Below are 18,727 nucleotides of genomic sequence, written 5' to 3'. Positions count from 1 at the left end.
GATGAAACAGGTCGCGTCATAAGAGAAGACAAACGAGGCGCTATCGATGCTAAAACCGCACAGATACTGTCAAGGCTGCACATCAGCGATGAAAGTTGGCTAAAACTCACCACAAACTTTGAAGGTATATTCACTGGTGCTGTTGGCACCGCGGAGCATTTGTGTGAATTTACTGAACACGTGGGTTTAAAGCGAGCACACGGTAAAGCAAATGCTCAAGCTTGTTTGAATAGCGCTTAAACTTAACTACATGCTAAGACAGCAAGAAAAATACAGCTACCTTTGGGCAGCAAGTACCGCTTGCCTGACATTCACTCATTTAATCAAAATATATAAAAATCGATATACTAAAGCTTACAATATGAAGTACATGCATTGTTGTTGACCAATGAATAGCAGTGTTTCAGAGCATTATTATTACGGGTGGCATAGTTTAGCTGACCGTGTTTAGTAAAAATAAATTTATTGCATACTCCATCAAAATATGGCAATTTTTTTTGGCAGATACTAAGTTGCTTTTGCTTGAGAAAGAACAGCAACATCCTATTACGTTTGCTAATGGAAAAGAGTTTACCTACCATGCTCAAATAAAGATGGCTTTGGGTGCGGATAACTATTTTACGCATCATTATCATTGATGGAAGTGTGGGCTAAATTAGAACCATAATGGGCTGATACCTCAGTACATCGCCAAAGGTATGGAGATAGATATAGTAACTGATGAAGAGATAATCTTAATCTAATATAAGTTCAACAACAGGCCAAGGAAATTACTCGGTTTAAAACACCGGATGAGGTTTAAGATATTATGTGTTTAGTAGCATAATTAAGCGGTGTCGCACTGGCGACTGAAATCCGCGTTTTTTATTAACACCGAATAACAATAGCCGTTACGAAGCGTTGACCATATACAATTTATCATGGCCTAAGACCCTGAGATTATAGATAACTATACAACAGGAAATATTAAGAAATGACATTTAACACTATCTTTAAATCATCTGCTATCGCCTTGCTACTGATGAGTAACTATGCTCTCGCGGCTACCGCGGAGCCCGCGGAGCCCGGGGCAGCCCCCGTAGTGACTTCGAGTGCTATTACCTCGGCTACCGAAGATAGCGTCTACACCTATGCGATGTCGGCCACCGACAGCGACGATGACCTGTTAATCTGGGAGGTTACTGTCGAAGACAGTTTACCAAACTGGCTAAGTTTGGTCGCCGGCAGTAATCAAACCACTATAGTAACTGAAGAGTTAAACATGCCTTTAGGTATTGCCACTGATGATGATGGCAATGTTTATGTTACCAATTACAGCGATCCTTATGGTATAACCAAAGTTGCCCCCGATGGGAGTAAAACTATTTTTTCTGATACTGACGATTCTGGCGGTTATGCAATAGAAATGTACAATGGTGAGTTATATATGTCCCATTATTCAGGCGAAAACGCAGGGACTATAGTTAAATATGACAGTGCAGGAGCTCAAACGCAGGTTACTACAGGTTTAAGTGGCCCAATTGGTATGAGTTTTTATGACGGCACTTTATATGTAACAGAGTATCATTCTAGTAGGGTTATTGCCGTAAACTTGACAGACGGTAGTCAGAGTTTATATGCCGATATAAGTTGCACTGTCTGGGGGATCGCTTTCGATGATAACGGCGATCTGTTGGCTGGTTGTCACGGTGGCGAGAGTAAAGTTGTCAAAATATCGGGCGGAGTTGAAACCGATCTATTTTCCGTTCCGGGCAGTCCTTCAGATCTAAAGGTTGATAAAAACGGTAACTACTATGTCGCAACTTCAGGTAATGGAGTCTATAAATATTCACCAACGCTGGAAAGAACCGACATTCAGTTAGATATGACAGTTTATGGTATTGCACAAAACAGCAGTGGAACCTTATATTTTGTTGATTTTAACGCCGGTGATTTATATAAATTGGAAACGGGCGCCGTGCTCTCTGGTACCCCGACCAATGATGATGTAGGTGTTCATCCGGTTGCTTTAAGTGTGAATGATGGCACTGGTAATGTGGTTAACCATGACTTTGATATCACAGTTGCAAATACCAATGATGCCCCGATTGCCGACAGCCAGGGGACGGTTGCCGTATCCAATAACATACCCATTGATATCACTCTAACAGGCACAGATGAAGATCCAACTAACGATGTACTAAGCTTTAGCATCCATAGCCAGCCAAGTGGCGGTGCCTTGTCTCTGTCGGGTGATCATAATGAAGTGATCACCTATACGGCTAATGAAGGTTTTTCTGGCGCGGACAGTTTCAAGTTCGTTGCCAACGATACGATGGCTGATTCAGCCCCAGTAATGATAAATCTAAATGTGTCTCTTAATTTAGCACCAATTGTTAGCGGTGCACAAGCCGAACAAATTGTTACCGACACCACCACAGTGACTCCTTTTAGCAATATTGAGCTTAGTGATGGCGAAGGCGATAATATTGCGTTGACTATAGTCCTAGATGATTATAACAACGGCACGCTTAGCGGCACTGGCTTAACTGGCACCGGACCTTATACACTCGCCAGTGACAGCACTGCCAATGTTCAGGCAGTTTTAAGAGCTTTGATTTTTATGCCAGCGGCTAACCGAGTATTGCCTGGTACCACAGAAAAAACCACCTTTATTCTAGTTGCTAATGATGAAATCGATGACTCGGCGGCCAATAACACCACAACTGTCGTGAGTACATCGGTCGATAATAGCGCTATTATCAGTGGCGATTTTACTTCCTCGATAATTGAAGACTCGGGAACAAGCGCCACAGGTACTGTGAGCATCAGCGATATAGATGCTGGACAAACTCCAAGCTTTGTTGTCGGTGATACCGTCAGTACTTATGGCACTTTAACCTTAGATTTACAGGGTAACTGGAGTTATGATTTAGATAACACTAAAGCTGCGGTTCAAGCACTATCAAATGGCGGCGCCATGACAGATATCATTACGATTTCTTCAGTTGATGGTACTCAAAAGCAAATTACCATCACTATTACTGGTGTTAATGGTGTAGCCATGATTACAGGTACCTCAGCGGGGGCAGCAACCGAAGATAACCCTACACAAGTTACCGGTAGTTTAGCGATTGCGGATGAAGATACCGGTGAAGCCGTGTTTGTTGCGCAAATCAATGCAGCAGGCAGCTACGGTACATTTAACTTAACGACATCAGGGAACTGGACGTACGATTTAGATAGCACTAAAGCGGCCGTGCAAGCACTGCCGAATGGCGCGACTTTAACGGATAGCTTCACAGCGAGCTCTGCCGATAGTACCGATTCACAACTGGTGACGATTACCATTACCGGTGTTAATGGGGTGGCGACGATCACAGGGACTTCAACAGGGGCGGCAACCGAAGATGATGTTACTGTGGTAACAGGTGATTTGACGGTTGATGATGAAGATACAGCGGAAGCTGTTTTTGTTATGCAAACCAATAGTGAAGGTAATTATGGTTTCTTCTCATTAACTTTATCTGGGACGTGGAGTTATCAACTTGACGGTAGCAACCTTGATGTTAATGTTTTACCTGAAGGTGAAACATTAACAGATAGTTTTACGGTGAGCTCATTTGATGGCACAGACAGTCAAGTTGTCACTATAACTATTACGGGCATTAACGATGCTGCAACAATTACAGGTACTTCAATCGCTGATACAAATGAAGATAACACTGCACAAATTACCGGTAGTTTAGCGATTACAGATAATGATACAGGTGAAGCAATCTTTATGATGCAATCGGGTGTTGCTGGAACATACGGTGTCTTTAATATTGATAATCAAGGTAACTGGACGTTTACTTTAGATAATGACAATACTGAAGTACAACAAATGTCTTCAGGTGAGCAATTAACTGATGGCTTTACCGTGATGTCAATTGATGGCACAGATTCAAAAATCATCACCGTTACCGTGTTTGGTGCTAATGATGCACCCAATGCTGAGCATGATGAGGTAACAGTAGATATTAGTGTAAATGGTGTTTATGTCATTGATGTACTAGTAAATGATATTGATGTTGATGGCGATGCACTGTCTATTGTTGGTGCTAATACGAGTCTAGGCTCTGTAAGCATTAATGGTGAAAATCTAACACTGACTACACAAACGGGGTTTGTTGGGCAAGTAGAGCTCACCTATACCATTACTGATGGAAATAATACGTTCTCTGAAACTACTGTAGATCTCTTGATTACTGGCGCGCTGAGTGAAACGGCTCCTGTTATCATTGTTCCTGAAACGGTAGAGGTAAATGCAGAAGGCTTGTACACGAAAGTAGACTTGGGTGTCGCAACCGCGATTAATAGCCAAGGTCAACCCGTACCTATTTCATTAGTGGATGGTGCGCCATTATTTAGATCGGGCAATAGAATTGCATACTGGCAAGCAATAGATCCAGAAACAGGATTAACTACTGTTGCGAGTCAGAAAGTAATTATTCATCCGATTATTTCCCTTGGTAAAGATCAAGTGGTGGTAGAAGGGAAAAAGGTCAGTGTTGACATTATACTCAATGGTGAAGCACCTAAGTACCCAGTCGTTATCGCGCTGAGCATCAGCGGCAGTGTGGACGAGAATGATTATGATATCGAGACTCAAGAAGTTACGATTGAGTCAGGCACGCAAACAAGTGTGTTGATTGATATTGTTCAAGACAATGTTATTGAAGGCAATGAAACGCTAATCCTAAGCCTTGCTGAGGGTAATGTCAGTAATAGAGCCACTCAAGTTATTACTATTGTTGAGAGCAATATAGCCCCTAACGTTACTTTGAGCAGCTCACAAAATGCTGAGGAACGTCAATTGGCTACACCAACTGATGGATTAGTGAGTATTGACGCTATGGTAGTCGATGCTAACGATGACAATTTCAGTACACAGTGGTTATATGATCCCGCACTTAACATCAATGAAGTTGATGAAATCACCCTGACACTTGATCCAAGTGGATTAAACTCGGGAATATATAGCATTGGCATAAAAGTGATTGATGCTGGGGAAGGTAACTTAAGTACAACCCAAACTCTTTACTTAGAAGTATTAGCTAGCTTGGCTGTGTTAACCGATGTGGATTCCGATGGTGATCTAATCCCTGATAATGAAGAAGGGCATGGGGATAGTGACCAAGATGGTATTCCAGATTATCTAGACGCGATAGCCGAATGTAATGTAATGCCAGCGCAAGTGGCAGTGCAAGACGGATTTCTTGTTGAAGGCGATCCAGGAGTCTGTTTACGCAAAGGCAATACAATAGCTGCGGGTGAAACCGGTGGCCTACAGTTAACCGATAATGACCTTGAGAACAGTATCGGCATTGATGAGGATGCCATAATTGTAGGTGGTATCTTTGACTATATTGCGACAGGTTTACCACAAGCTGGAAAAAACTATCAAATCGTCTTGCCTCAGATCGAACCTATCCCTGCTGGTGCTGTATATCGTAAATATAGTGCAACAGGTGGTTGGGGGAACTTTTTTATAAATGTGGATAACCAGTTGCACTCTGCGGCGGGTGATTTGGGCTATTGTCCACCGTCAGGAAGCACACAGTGGTCTACTGGACTGACGGAAGGTCATTGGTGTGTCCAGTTAACTATTGAAGACGGTGGTCTAAATGACAATGATGGTTTGGCTAATGGAACGATAGTTGATCCCGGTGGCGTCGCAGTGTTGCTAACAAGCAATACAATGCCCGTTGCACAAGGGGATGTCGTTAGAGTGAAACGCAATGAATCAATACTGATTGATGCACTGGCAAATGATTTAGACGCAGACGGTGATGCATTAAGTATTGGTGTTGCCACGGCGACATTTGGCGAGGTGACACTTACTGCTGATAATCAATTGAATTACCAGAGTAAGGCTGATTTTATCGGCTTGGATACGCTCGTTTATACGTTGTCAGACGGTAACGGGGGCAGTGACAGTGGCACGGTCAGCATTACTGTTTATCTGAATGATGAGCCTGTAGCCCTTGATGATAGGGCTGAAACCGATGATCGTAGTGCGATAATTATTACGGTATTAGATAACGATAGCGATGCTGACGGGGATAGTTTAACCATTGTCAGTGCAACGGTTGATGAAGGTAGTGTTACGATGAATGAAAATAACACCCTAACCTATACCCCTGACAATGGCTTTGATGGTGCGGCCACTATTTCTTATAGCATTGATGACGGACAAGGCGATCAAGCAATAGCGCAAGTACTTGTGACGGTTAACGCCTATCAAAACGCGATGGTCAACAATAAGTCAAATGGGGGAAGTATGGGACTAATGATTATTTCTTTAATTGGCGTTACCTTATATCGTATGCGTCGTAAGAAAAATATCGGTAGAAATCAGCTTGTACAGGTTACTGCTGCCCTTGTGGTTGCAACAAGCATGAGCCTTGCTGCAGCTGAGCCCCAATGGTTTGTTACCAGTAGTGTTGGAATAAGTGACGCCAATAGTCATGTGAACATACCAAGTGACATCGGGATTACGTCCATTGATTTAGATAAATCAAGCACCAGCTACACTATAGGTGGCGGTGTAAACTATAGTGTTTACTCATTTACAGTAAATTATGAGCAATTAGGCGATTCCTCAGCGAGTTATGTTGGAGAGGTATTAGATACTGCATTGTTTCATCAAACATTAGTCAATAGTGCACCTAAACTTGTGGAGGGTATTAGCCTGCAAGGCCAATATACGTTATGGCAAGATGATGCCTTGAGTGCATCGATAGGAGTGGGCCTGTTCGCTTGGGAGTTAGATTACACTAGCCAACTCAATGATAGTGTTATTAAGGTAAGTGAGGATGATATTGATTTGTTTTATAACCTACAAATAGCTTATGCTATTACTGAACAAGTTCAAGTAAGCGTAAAAGCGAGTCGTTATAGCTTGGCTCATGACATAAATAATATAGCCTTAGGTTTAACTTATCATTTTTAATATTGTGTAGCTAAGGAGAGGCTAGATGATAAATCAGAAGAGTCCCTAAAAACTATCACGACTAAAAATCTGCTCTTAACACAGCAGATTTTTAGTCGTATAGAGTAATGGATATGCATAATAGCTAAGGTAGTTATTCGAGCTGACTTATGCATAGGCTCTTATCTGTAAATATAATTTCATTATTATATTCTTAGTGACGCGACTAAACATCTGCTTTTTAGATTTAAATACTATATTGGTGGCTTTGTTCATATTTAGGATCAATCACACATTAGTAAAAAGTTACCATCGAAAGACTCATGTCTTTATCCATTTAGAACGTCTGCTATCAGGAAACCGACAACGTAATATAGTTGTTCAGCCATGTCCGCTGTAGATAAAAAATACAAATGTTTTTAGTCAAAATTCTCAGACTCTTACTTCCGAAATGTGGCATAAGTGATCGACGAGGTTAAATCTAGTAAATACAAGATGTAGTGGTCGGTTGGGCTAAGTGGATAGCCCTTGAAAATTGGCATCTATCCGATTTAAGCGCTATTAAGCTTAAGCATCTGCGCTATAAATTTAGCGCTTATTCCTGCTCTTGATCTTTTTTAAGTTGTTCTGCCTTTCGGCTATCTACTTTATTTTTTTGTTCGTCTGAGAGCTCAAATTTACTGGCTGATTGCTTGATCAATAATATACCAGCGATAACAGAGCCAACAGCAACAATAAGAATTAACATATAAGTAAAAGTCATATCTATATCCTTTTAAATAAAATTTATGGGTAAGAAACTTGTTTTCTATCTGTCTTTTTAGTTTTAAAAAGACAGATAGAAAAATAGAACAATAACATGTAATTTATGAATATGCTTGCAACATGCCAGCAAGAGCAATTGTTTTAAGCGGGTTTAATAAAGTCAGCTTAACCCGTATTTACACCCAGCATTTAGCAGAAGTATTTACCCCAGTATTGAAAGTAACTAGCTAGCACTAAATACTATTCACTTGTTATGCGCTGATAGTAGGCTCGGCTTTTGTCCGCTTGCTGACATAAATCGGTCAGGGCGTGTAAACTGCGCGTGCTCATTCGATGCACAACATCAGCATCAAGGATGATCATTTGTTGATGTTTAATGGCTGACAATATCGGCCATTTCTGCCAATCATAACTATCATTACCCGCTTGCTTTTTTGATAAGGGTTGAATAATAACATCAACATTTGTTTGCAGTATTTGCTCAATATTTACTTGTGGATATTGGGCTTTTGCTGCCATAAATGGATTATTAATACTGCAAGCGTCTAAAAACTGTTGCGGCCAACTCCCTTTGGCAATGGTGGTTAATGGTCTAGACCACACTTCATAAAAACCGGTGAGTGGTTTTTTATGACCATATTGCTTTTTGATCTTGGCTAAATCCGCTAGAAACTTAGCCGCAACACGTTTAGCTTGCGCGCTGTGACCTGACAGTTTCCCGAACAAGCGCAGCTCTTTAGCGACATCTTCAAAGCTATTGGGCTGCGAGTAAACCACACGAAAGCCCAGTTGTTTAATACGGGCTAAATCATCACTTGGGTTACCACTCTTCCAAGCGATAACTAAGTCTGGTTGTAATTCAATGACCCGCTCTAATTGAATACGTAAAGCGCTGCCAATTCTGGGTATTGTCTTTGCCGCTAGCGGAAAATCAGCGTGATCAGTCGTCGCAATGATTTGGTCACCAGCGCCAATATCAAACAACATCTCAACAATGTGTGGTGATAATGCAATGATGCGTGGTTTAGGCGCATCAATAACCGCGGTATGATCAATACTTTTACTTGTGGCTTGTGTGCTCGCAATATAAGCAAAGCCCAGTAATATAATCCCTATGTATTGGCTGAATTTCATGACGATTCCATTTGTTTTTTATGACAGTAATACTGGCTACCAATCAATACCTTTTTGTGCTTTTATGCCGTTATCAAAAGCATGCTTAAGCGGCTGAACTTCACTGACGGTATCGGCAAGTTCAATGATACTGCGATGACATGCACGGCCAGTGATAATAACATGCTGTTTAGCCGGACGATTAACGATAGCTTCAATCACTTCATCTAAATCTAAATATTTGAATGACAGCATGTAGGTTAATTCATCAAGTAAAATCACGTCGACACTTTCATCTTTTAGTAAGCGTTTTGCCTCTTCCCAGACTATGACGGCAGCGGCAATGTCTTTTGACTTGTCTTGGGTGTCCCAAGTGAAACCGGTTGCCATGACATGAAACTCAACGCCATTGTTTTCTAATAAATTACGTTCACCACAGGCCCAATCGCCTTTAATAAATTGTAATGCCGCCGCTTTATAGCCATGTCCAACCGCGCGGGCTAGCGTGCCAAAGCCTGATGTTGATTTACCCTTACCATTACCTGTGATAACAATAAGTAAGCCGCGTTCTTCTTGAGCGGAATCAATGCGGGCATCAACTTTTTCTTTAAGGCGTTGCATACGAGCTTGATGATTTTGAGTTTTATCTGTATCTGTTGTCATGTGATTTATCCTGTTTTACGTGTGCGATACATGATCGCTAAAAAGAAAATACTGCCAATGGCTGAAGTAATGATGCCAATGGGGATTTCGACATTACTCAGTAAACTGCGCGCGGCAACATCAACCCAAACTAAAAAGCATCCGCCAACCAAGGCGGAGCCAATAATTAACGGCATGGTGGTAACGCCAACCAGTTGCCTAACAATATGTGGGATCATCAGGCCAACAAAACCAATACCACCGCAATAAGCCACTATGGCGGCAGTCACTGCGGCACATAAAGCTAATAGAATTAAACGCAGTTTGTTAACGTTAACGCCAAGGCTTGCCGCACTTTCATCGCCCAGTAACAGGGCATCTATTTGTCGGTGTAAGGCAAAAATAGTCAGTAAAGTAAGTAATACCATGGCACTGATCAAATAAAAATGGAACATTTCAACGCGCGTTAAACTGCCCATTAACCAAAAAATAACCCGGCTGGTGGCAAAAGGGTCGCCAAGGTAAAGAATAAAGTGGCTAATAGAGCCAAGCATGAACGACACCGCAATGCCGGTTAATAATAAATGGTTCATATTACGCAGTAAGGTCGCGATACCAAAGACAATGACCACAGAAAATAATGCCCCAAGAAATGCCGCCAATGGCAAGGCTAGCGCTTGTTGGTCACTGAGCACTAAAGTGGCGATGGTAGCGCCCAAACCTGCGCCAGAAATAATACCAAATAAATAAGGGTCGGCAAGTGGGTTACGAGTTACATTTTGCAGTATTGCACCCGCACAAGCTAAACCCATGCCAGCCACTAAACCTACCAAAACACGTGGAATGCGTATTTGCCAAATCACCATGTCGTGCATAGTGGAGGCGCATTGATTAACCACACATTGAAATATATCTAGGCTAGTAATGCTTGCTGGCCCAAAGGTTATCGACATAATAATGGAGAATAAGGTAAAAGCAATAAGGCCTGAAAATACCCAGACATTTTTACCTTTGCGGTTGCCAAGAATACTCACGCGTGTTGACCTTTACTAGTTGACTCAGTTGACTCAGTTGACTCAGTTGAGCTAATGGGCCCAGTTGGTTTAACAGCCGATTGATGAGCCATCATAGTATCAGCTGCGGGATAGAAATAAACTCTAGGTACGCCACAATGTTGTGCGTCATCTCGATAACAGGGTAAACCAAAAACTTTTGTTAACAGCTCAGGCTTTAGCACTTGATCAACACTATTGTCGCTGACTAAGTTGCCTTTATCTAATAGCAGCAAACGATTACAGTAATGTGCTGCTAGATTGAGATCATGTATGGTCATAATAACGGTAATATTTAACGCTTTTACTAGTTGTAATATTTGATGTTGGTAGAAAATATCTAAGTGATTAGTAGGTTCATCTAAGACCAATATTTTTGCTTTTTGTACTAGGGCTTTAGCAATTAATACCCGTTGTTGTTCGCCGCCAGATAAGGTGTTAAAAAATTTTGCTTGGCTGCTAGCTAAACCCACTTTTTCTAACGCGAGCATAATATCTTTTTTATCTACGTCATTATCACGAGCAAAGAGGCTTTTATAGGGCAGTAGGCCCATTCTAACCACATCATAAACATTTAAATCAAATATGGGGGGCGAGTTTTGTACCACTAAAGCAAATGTTTGTGCTAATTCATGTGGTTTGTAGTCGCTGATTTTTTTATTTTTTAGCTTAATGCCGCCTTGCCAATTTTTGTATTGGTTTAGTATGCACTTAAGCAGTGAGGTTTTGCCGGCACCATTAGGCCCGATAATGCCAATAATATCGCCGTGGGCAACATCAAATGAAATATTATTGAGAATACTTTGTTTATCAACAGCCCAAGATACTGACTCAACACTGAGTAATTTTGCCATTAAAGCCAGCCTAGCTTAGTGCTAATTACGTTTGGTATGCGTTGGATAATAACTAAGAAGTATATTTTCATTGCGGCCTAGAGGTTAATTCAAAAGCTTATGTTGCATAATAAAACTAACTACAGCGCAGAAAATAGGATACGAATGCCTTAAAGACAGTGTAACTTACGTGTATTCCCGCACGGTGTTAACATGATTAGCTTGGTACAATAGGTTGATACTAGGTGTCCTGACTTATAACTTTTTATTAAAAGCTATTTACAGTTGCGGGTACAGTCACGGAATTTAACCGTGTTCCCTATCAATTAGCCAAAACAATAAAAAAGCATCTGGCTAAAGGTATCGATTATTAGGCAAGAGATTTTACGGCTTAGCATGCTGCTTTACAATAAAAACCGTCATTTGACGCGCTATAAGCGGCGTAAAAAAAAGGAGCTAATGCTCCTTTTTTATTTTGACACTGTATTTTGACAATTTTTTTTACGCGTTAATTAGACCTAAGGTAATTTTTCTTATGTCATCAGTAAAGCCAATATTACCAAATTTTAACGCGCTTCTCAGGGGCGATATACATAGCGTCACCTGCTTTAACGTCAAAGGCGCTATAAAACTCAGGCATATTTGATAATGCACCTAGCGCACGGAACTCACCTGGCGAATGTGGGTCTGTCGCTACGCGATTTCTTAATGACTTTTCAACCATTTTTCCACGCCATATTTGTGCAAAGCCCATAAAGAAGCGTTGGTCGCCGGTTAAGCCGTCAATCACTGGGGCTTCTTTACCATTTAATGAAGCTTTATAAGCTTTATAAGCGATATTAACTCCGGATAAATCACCAATGTTTTCGCCTAAGGTTAGTTCGCCATTAACCTTTAAGTCATCAAATACCTCATAGTTGCTATACTGTGCCACTAAGTTATCCGCGCGCATGGTAAAGGCCGCTAAATCTTCATCAGTCCACCAGTTACGCATGTTGCCTTTACTATCGTATTTGCTACCTTGGTCGTCAAAGCCGTGGCCCATTTCATGACCAATAACGGCGCCAATGCCACCGTAGTTTACCGCATCGTCTGCCGCTAAATTAAAAAATGGTGGCTGTAAAATAGCCGCTGGAAAGACAATTTCGTTTTTAGTTGGGTTGTAATAAGCATTAACGGTTTGAGGTGTCATCGCCCATTCTTGTCGGTCAATTGGACCACCAAGCTTAGCCAGTTCTTTTTGGTGAGCAAGCGTACCAGAGCGTATTGTATTGCCGACTAAATCGTCACTTTTAATGCTTAGTGCTGTGTAATCTTCCCACTTATCTGGGTAGCCTATTTTAGGATCAAAGCTGGCGAGTTTTATACGTGCTGATTTTTTAGTCGCCTCTGACATCCAGTCTAGTTCGTCTATGCTTGCGCCGTAAGCATCACGTAAATTTTCAACCAGTTCTGTCATACGGGTTTTAGCTTCAGGCTTAAAGTGACGGCCAACATAAACTTTACCAATAACTTCACCTAAATTGTTATTAACTACGGCAACACCACGTTTCCACAGTGGGCGCTGTTCTTCACGACCACTTAACTGTTTTGAATAAAAATCAAAATTTTCATTCGCTAACTCGGTGGTAAGTGAGCTGGAAAAGTTACTCAGAGTGTGAAAAGTGAGGTAAGTCTGCCAATCAGCTAACGATGTTGCCGCGAATGTTTCACCAAAACCTTTAATAAATGAAGGTTGGTTAATAATGATATCTTTCTGTGTGGCTACACCCTGTGCTGCAAGGTAGGCGGTCCAGTTGAAAGCATCTGTTACTGTGTTTAAATCGGCAACATTAAATTTGTTATAACGCTTAGTACTGTCTCGAGATTCAACTTTTGTCCAATGAAAACCGGCTAACTTAGTTTCAAGCGCCATAATGGTTTGAGCAGCGGCTTTACCATTTTTTAAACCCGCTAAGTTGAATATGTTTTCAATGTGGGCAAGGTAACCAGCACGTAATGCTGCAAAACGTTCTGCTTCATTAAAGTAGTAGTCTCTGTCCGGCAAACCTAAACCACTTTGCCATATATTTGTGGCATATCGTGTTGAGTCTTTTGCATCAACACTGATATAAAAAGCGAGCGGGCTACCGACACCAATTTTTTGATTTTCACCAAAGAAAGTGGCGAGTTCATTTTTATCTTTCAAGCCATTAATATCGTCAAATATTGTTTGTACTGGCGCTGTGCCTGCAGTGTTACGAGTATCTAGATCCATAAATGAACGGAATAAGTCAGCCACTTTTTGCTCATCACTGCCCATTTTTAGATTTTTAGTCGCAGCTAATTCTTCGATAATCGCTTTTACATTGTCATCAGCTTCATCACGTAAGTCATAAAATGAGCCAATGGCAGTTTTGTCACCCGGAATTTCATGAGCGTTTAACCATGCGCCGTTAACGTAGCGGTAAAAGTTGTCTTGTGGACGAACAGACAAGTCCATAGTGGCTTTATCAATACCTGATGCCAAAGCCGTTTTTTGCATAACCGGTGCTTCAGTCGCAGTTTTTGTGCTGGTATTATCATTACAAGCTGCAATAAATAGTAAAGAGCTGCAAACAGCAGTTGTTATTATTTTCTTCATTCAATACTCACAATTTAATTAGTAGACTAACTTTTATTTAAAGTAATAAGATATTAAAGGCTATCAGGCTGATTTACTAGGATAATAAAATATTTGCTACATATTATTAACTTATTCTTGTATGTTAAAGTTTACTCACTGGAGAATATGTAGATATTTTCTGGTTAACGTATTAATAACCATTTTTGTTATTTACCTTTTGCCCTTTACTGTTTACCGTGAGCTTTATTGATCTGAGTACTGTTTATGATCGTACTCTAACTTCTTGAAGATAATTGAGAAATATATTCTATGCAACATCGTTTATTTTATCTGGTCGCCTTACTTGTTATTAGTAGCCAAACTTTTGCCCAGTCTTGGGGGGATAAAGACACGAATAAAAAAACAGTGATAGTTGAAAAACTCATTTATCAAACTCAAAAAAATAGTTTAGAAGCGGTGGGCACAGCGGAAGCCGTTAAATCGGTTACGCTCTTTCCTGCGGTCAATGAAAGGGTGGTTGCGGTTAACTTTGAGCCTGGTCAGCGTGTTAAAAAATCACAAGTATTGATGATGTTATATAACGAACGTCAGTTGGTTACCTTGGAAAGAGCCAAGATTGAGTTCAAAGATGCGGCCAGAAAAAATCTCTTGTTAGCAGAAAGTATTAAAAAAGGTGCGGCATCACAAAGTGATTTAGATGATTCTCTCACCACACTCGAATTGGCAAATGTAGCCGTTAAAGAAGCCAAGATAGCCTTAGAAGAGCGTATTATACGAGCGCCCTTTGCTGGTGTGGTAGGACTAACTGACATCCAAGTAGGTGACAGAGTTAACCTTCAAAGTGTGATCACCACCATAGACGATCGTGGGTCATTATTTATCAACTTCACCGCACCAGAAATAGCGGTGGCTTTGTTGTCGCAAGAACCCCAAGTGCAGCTAGTACCCTGGCAAAATCGTTTAGTGACTATCGAGGCAAGTATCGCCCAAGTTGACTCACGCATTAACGAGCAAGATAGAACTATTCGCGTCAGAGCTCTGCTCGATAATAGCGAAGACATTTACCGACCCGGTATGAGCTTTCGCGTTAACTTAACGGTGCCAGGGCAAGATTATATTGCTGTGCCTGAAGCGGCTTTATTATGGAGTGCCACGGGTGCTTATGTTTGGCAAATGGTTGATGAAAAAGCGGCACGAGTTAATGTGAAAATTCGTGAACGTTTACGAGGCACTATTTTAGTCGAAGGTGAATTTAACCTAACCGCACCTTTGGTGGTAGAGGGCGTGCAGCAATTACGCCAAGGACAAGCATTAAAAGCACAGAACACTTTCAATGAGTATGTTGTTAAAGAGGTTGAGGGCGAATAATGAAATTACCATCTATGCCACAATTAAATGATTTACCTTCCTTAGCTATTCGCCGACCAGTATTGGTTATGGTGCTTAATTTACTCATTATTTTAGCGGGTTTTGCCGCGATAAATGATTTGGAAATAAGAGAATTACCAGATGTTGACCGGCCTATGGTGACCGTGTCGGCCAGTTATCCTGGTGGCTCGCCAGAAACCGTAGACAGTGAAGTAACCAGCAGAATAGAAGGTGCGGTTGCGCGAGTCAGTGGCGTTAAATCTATTCGAGCCTCAAGTGAAGAGGGCTCTTCTCGTATTCGGGTTGAGTTTAGGCCAGGCACAAATCTTGAAGACGCGGCCAATGAAACCAGAGAGTCGGTCAGTAGAGTGCAACGAGACTTGCCTGATGAAGTGGAAAGACTGGCCATTATCAAGGCAGATAGTGACGCTCAAGCGGTAGTCAGTTTAGCGATTAGCAGCGACACCTTAGATATGGAAACACTCACCGAGCGGGTTGAAGTTGATTTAGCGCCTTTGTTTTTAAGCATTCCTGGTGTCGCTGATGTGTCTTTAAATGGTGAAAGACAAAGGGTAATGCGAGTTTCAGTGGATGCGTTGAGACTGACCAGTTTTAACTTATCTATGTCAGATGTCGCCGCCGCCTTACGTTTAGCACCTTTTGACGTACCAGCCGGTAGTGTTAAATCAGCAGACCAAGAGCTTATTGTTCGGGCTAGCGCTAACTCAGTTAGCCCTGAAGATATTGAGCGTATTGTTGTGTCGGGTAATACTCGTGTTGGCGACGTGGCGAGTGTTTATTTTGGACCGGCTGACTCAAAGAGTATTGTCAGGTTAGATGGCATGCCGGTGGTAGGTTTAGGCATCGTGCGTCAGGCGCGTTCTAATACCATAGAGATCTCTGACGAAGTGTTAGCTATGGTGAAAAACCTTGATAAGCGCTTTACGGACCTTAATATAGTTGTCACCTCTGATGATGCTGAGTTTATTCGAGGCTCTGTAGATGAAGTAATTTTATCGCTAAGTTTAACGGTATTATTAGTGATAGGCACACTGTGGTTATTTTTAGGCTCCTTTCGTGCCACTTTAGTGCCAGCCCTGTCTATTCCCGTGTCGTTAATTGGTGCATTAGTGATCATGTGGGTACTGGGCTTTTCGATTAATATTCTGACTTTGTTAGCCTTAGTATTAGGTACCGGCTTAATTGTTGACGATGCTATTGTGGTATCAGAGAATATTCAACGCAGAAGAGCAGAAGGATTAGGCTCTAGAGCTGCAGCTGTACTAGGCACTAGAGAAGTGTTTTTTGCGGTTGTAGCAACGACTGCGGTATTGGCTGCGGTGTTTATTCCGATCGCTTTTTTACCCTCAACAGCGGGACGCTTATTCAGAGAATTTGGTGGCGTGTTAGCGGGGGCCGTTATCATATCTTCATTCGTCGCCTTAAGTTTGGTCCCTGCACTAACAGCAAAGCTACCCGTTAAAAATAAAAAAAATGTACTGTTCGATCGTACTTTAGGTGCCTTTGGTACTTGGGTTTTAACTAAATATAAAGCCTTATTAAGCCTAGCGCTGGGTTATGCATGGGTAACCTTATTAATTTCGGTTATTGCTGCTGTGTCAGCCGCTGCGCTGTATAACGAAATTGAAAATAAGTTATTACCCTCGGAAGATCGAGGTTCAGTGCGTATTTTTGCTCGAGGCCCGGATGGGGCCGGCTTAAACTATATGGACAGACAAGCACGGAAAATGGAAGAAATATTATTACCCTACGTGCAAGATGAAGATGTGAATTCCATTTACACCGTGGTGGGTCGTTGGGATCCTAATATTGTTTTTATAACCGTACCATTAGAACACTGGGATAATAGAAGTAAATCACAGCAAGAAATTATTAGCGAAATGAGCCCTCAATTGCAGGCTATTCCGGGTGCTCCAGCTCGAGCTTTTGGCTCAAATAGTTTAAACCTTAGAGGACAAGGCGGTGGCTTAGAATTAGCACTAACGGGTGACACTTACGAACGCATCTTTGCTGCGGCGCAAACCTTTAGTAAGATTGTTGAAGAAAAGCTACCCGAGTTAGGTCGTCCCAGAATTGGTTATCAGCCAACTCAACCACAATTGAAAATTAATATTGATCGGCGCAGAGCCGAAGAGCTAGGGGTGCCTTTTAATGATATCTCTAGCACTTTGCGTGCGGCTATCAATGGTGATGATATAACCGATTTAAATATTGGTGATCAGGCCGTGCCATTAATTTTACAATCTAGCGGGCGCTCGACCAGTAATCCTTCTGATTTAACTAATTTGTTTGTTAAATCTCGCGATGGCAATTTGGTGCCATTATCCAGTCTTGCCTACATATCAGAAGAAGGTGTTGCTGCCGAGTTAGAAAGGCAGGCGCAAAGACGGGCAATTGAAATTGACCTAGAACTACCAGATGAAATATCTATGGCTGATGTGGTTGAACAATTGCGTGAGATTGGCAATGACAACTTACCGCCTGGTATTGGTTTAGTGTTTTTGGGTGAAGCCTTGACGTTTGAAGAAACGTCTAATCAAATTGCCATGACTTACCTGTTCGCTTTTCTGATCGTGTTGTTGGTATTAGCCGCTCAATTTGAAAGTATTAATAGTGCGATCATCGTGATGATCACCGTACCCTTTGGCATAGCGTCAGCTATCTTTGCGCTTTACTTAACAGGTACGTCTATTAATATTTACTCACAAATTGGCTTGGTGATGTTAATTGGATTGATTGCCAAGAACTCTATTTTATTAGTCGAGTTTGCTGATCAATTAAGAGATCAAGGTAAGACGGTTAAAGCCGCTATCATTATGGCAGCCGAAGTTCGCTTTAGACCTATTATGATGACCTTAATATCAACCATACTAGGGGGTTTACCGCTTATTTTATCAACCGGAGCGGGTGCAGAGTCACGTAATTCAATTGGTTGGGTGGTATTTGGTGGTTTGGGTATTGCGGTGGTATTTACCTTATTACTGACGCCTGTTTTATATCAGCTTATTGCCCCCTTTACTAAACCTAGAGCCGACGAAAGTGATCAACTTGAAGCTGAATTGCTTGAGGCACAACAAAAAGGCTAAGGTGCGCCATTAGCATTCAATGCACCTTGTTTCCGATTGGGATAAAGGTTCATTGGGTGAAAGTTTTTGGCATTTTTGACACTTTAAATAAGCACTTAGCGTCTTGAAAATACATCGCAGGTGCTCGCTGCTCTCTTGGTGATATTATCGCGTTTATCAGAATAGACTTTAATCGCGTTAATAATATGTGAATAGCAGAGCAGTAAAAAAATCTAACATGCGGGTACGCTAACGTTTGTTCAAGACCATCAGCAAAAACCTAGGATATGATAATAGTTATCATGGCT

The 18,727-nt window shown here is 41.5% G+C and carries 9 protein-coding genes, 1 pseudogene and 1 riboswitch; of the genes and pseudogenes, 4 read left to right on the top strand and 6 right to left on the bottom strand.

Translation table 11 applies throughout. The annotated features are described in order from the left end of the window. Both H4J59_RS13495 and H4J59_RS13490 read left to right on the top strand, forming a co-directional pair. Positions 1-240 (top strand): annotated as a pseudogene (locus tag H4J59_RS13495) (transposase); the annotation flags it as partial. 733 nt (positions 241-973) lie between these two features. Then, entirely contained in the window at positions 974-6,976 is a 6,003-nt protein-coding gene (locus H4J59_RS13490) for a VCBS domain-containing protein (protein WP_182240174.1), read from the top strand. A gap of 574 nt (positions 6,977-7,550) precedes the next feature. On the opposite strand, the gene H4J59_RS13485 is transcribed toward H4J59_RS13490, so the two are convergent. From H4J59_RS13485 to H4J59_RS13460, 6 genes are all read right to left on the bottom strand, one after another. Then, complete coding sequence (locus H4J59_RS13485; RefSeq protein ID WP_182240172.1) at positions 7,551-7,718, bottom strand: DUF2897 family protein; 168 nt, start codon at positions 7,716-7,718, stop codon at positions 7,551-7,553. A gap of 242 nt (positions 7,719-7,960) precedes the next feature. Further along, positions 7,961-8,854, bottom strand: a complete 894-nt coding sequence (locus tag H4J59_RS13480) for a cobalamin-binding protein (protein ID WP_182240170.1) — start codon at positions 8,852-8,854, stop codon at positions 7,961-7,963. Positions 8,855-8,890: 36 nt separating this feature from the next. Next, complete coding sequence (cobO, locus tag H4J59_RS13475; protein ID WP_182190610.1) at positions 8,891-9,496, bottom strand: cob(I)yrinic acid a,c-diamide adenosyltransferase; 606 nt, start codon at positions 9,494-9,496, stop codon at positions 8,891-8,893. 5 nt (positions 9,497-9,501) lie between these two features. Further along, positions 9,502-10,503 (bottom strand): iron ABC transporter permease, encoded by a 1,002-nt coding sequence (locus H4J59_RS13470; RefSeq protein WP_310650160.1) that lies wholly within the window; start codon positions 10,501-10,503, stop codon positions 9,502-9,504. A 2-nt stretch (positions 10,504-10,505) separates the two neighbouring features. Continuing rightward, positions 10,506-11,381 (bottom strand): ABC transporter ATP-binding protein, encoded by an 876-nt coding sequence (locus tag H4J59_RS13465; RefSeq protein ID WP_182240168.1) that lies wholly within the window; start codon positions 11,379-11,381, stop codon positions 10,506-10,508. Positions 11,382-11,582: 201 nt separating this feature from the next. After that, positions 11,583-11,726, bottom strand: a riboswitch (cobalamin riboswitch). Positions 11,727-11,916: 190 nt separating this feature from the next. After that, positions 11,917-13,983 (bottom strand): M13 family metallopeptidase, encoded by a 2,067-nt coding sequence (locus H4J59_RS13460; protein ID WP_182240166.1) that lies wholly within the window; start codon positions 13,981-13,983, stop codon positions 11,917-11,919. Between the two features lie 291 nt (positions 13,984-14,274). On the opposite strand from H4J59_RS13460, the gene H4J59_RS13455 reads away from it, so the two are divergent. Then, positions 14,275-15,333 (top strand): efflux RND transporter periplasmic adaptor subunit, encoded by a 1,059-nt coding sequence (locus H4J59_RS13455; protein WP_182240164.1) that lies wholly within the window; start codon positions 14,275-14,277, stop codon positions 15,331-15,333. Then, positions 15,333-18,440, top strand: coding sequence for an efflux RND transporter permease subunit (locus H4J59_RS13450; RefSeq protein WP_182240162.1), 3,108 nt, complete (start codon positions 15,333-15,335; stop codon positions 18,438-18,440). The genes H4J59_RS13455 and H4J59_RS13450 overlap by 1 nt, the downstream gene beginning before the upstream one ends. Positions 18,441-18,727: the final 287 nt, after the last annotated feature.

This window comes from Colwellia sp. MB02u-10, from assembly GCF_014077185.1.
GTDB lineage: Bacteria > Pseudomonadota > Gammaproteobacteria > Enterobacterales > Alteromonadaceae > Cognaticolwellia.
Note: the sequence above shows the minus strand (reverse complement) of the source record. Positions and strands in the feature narration are given on the sequence as shown.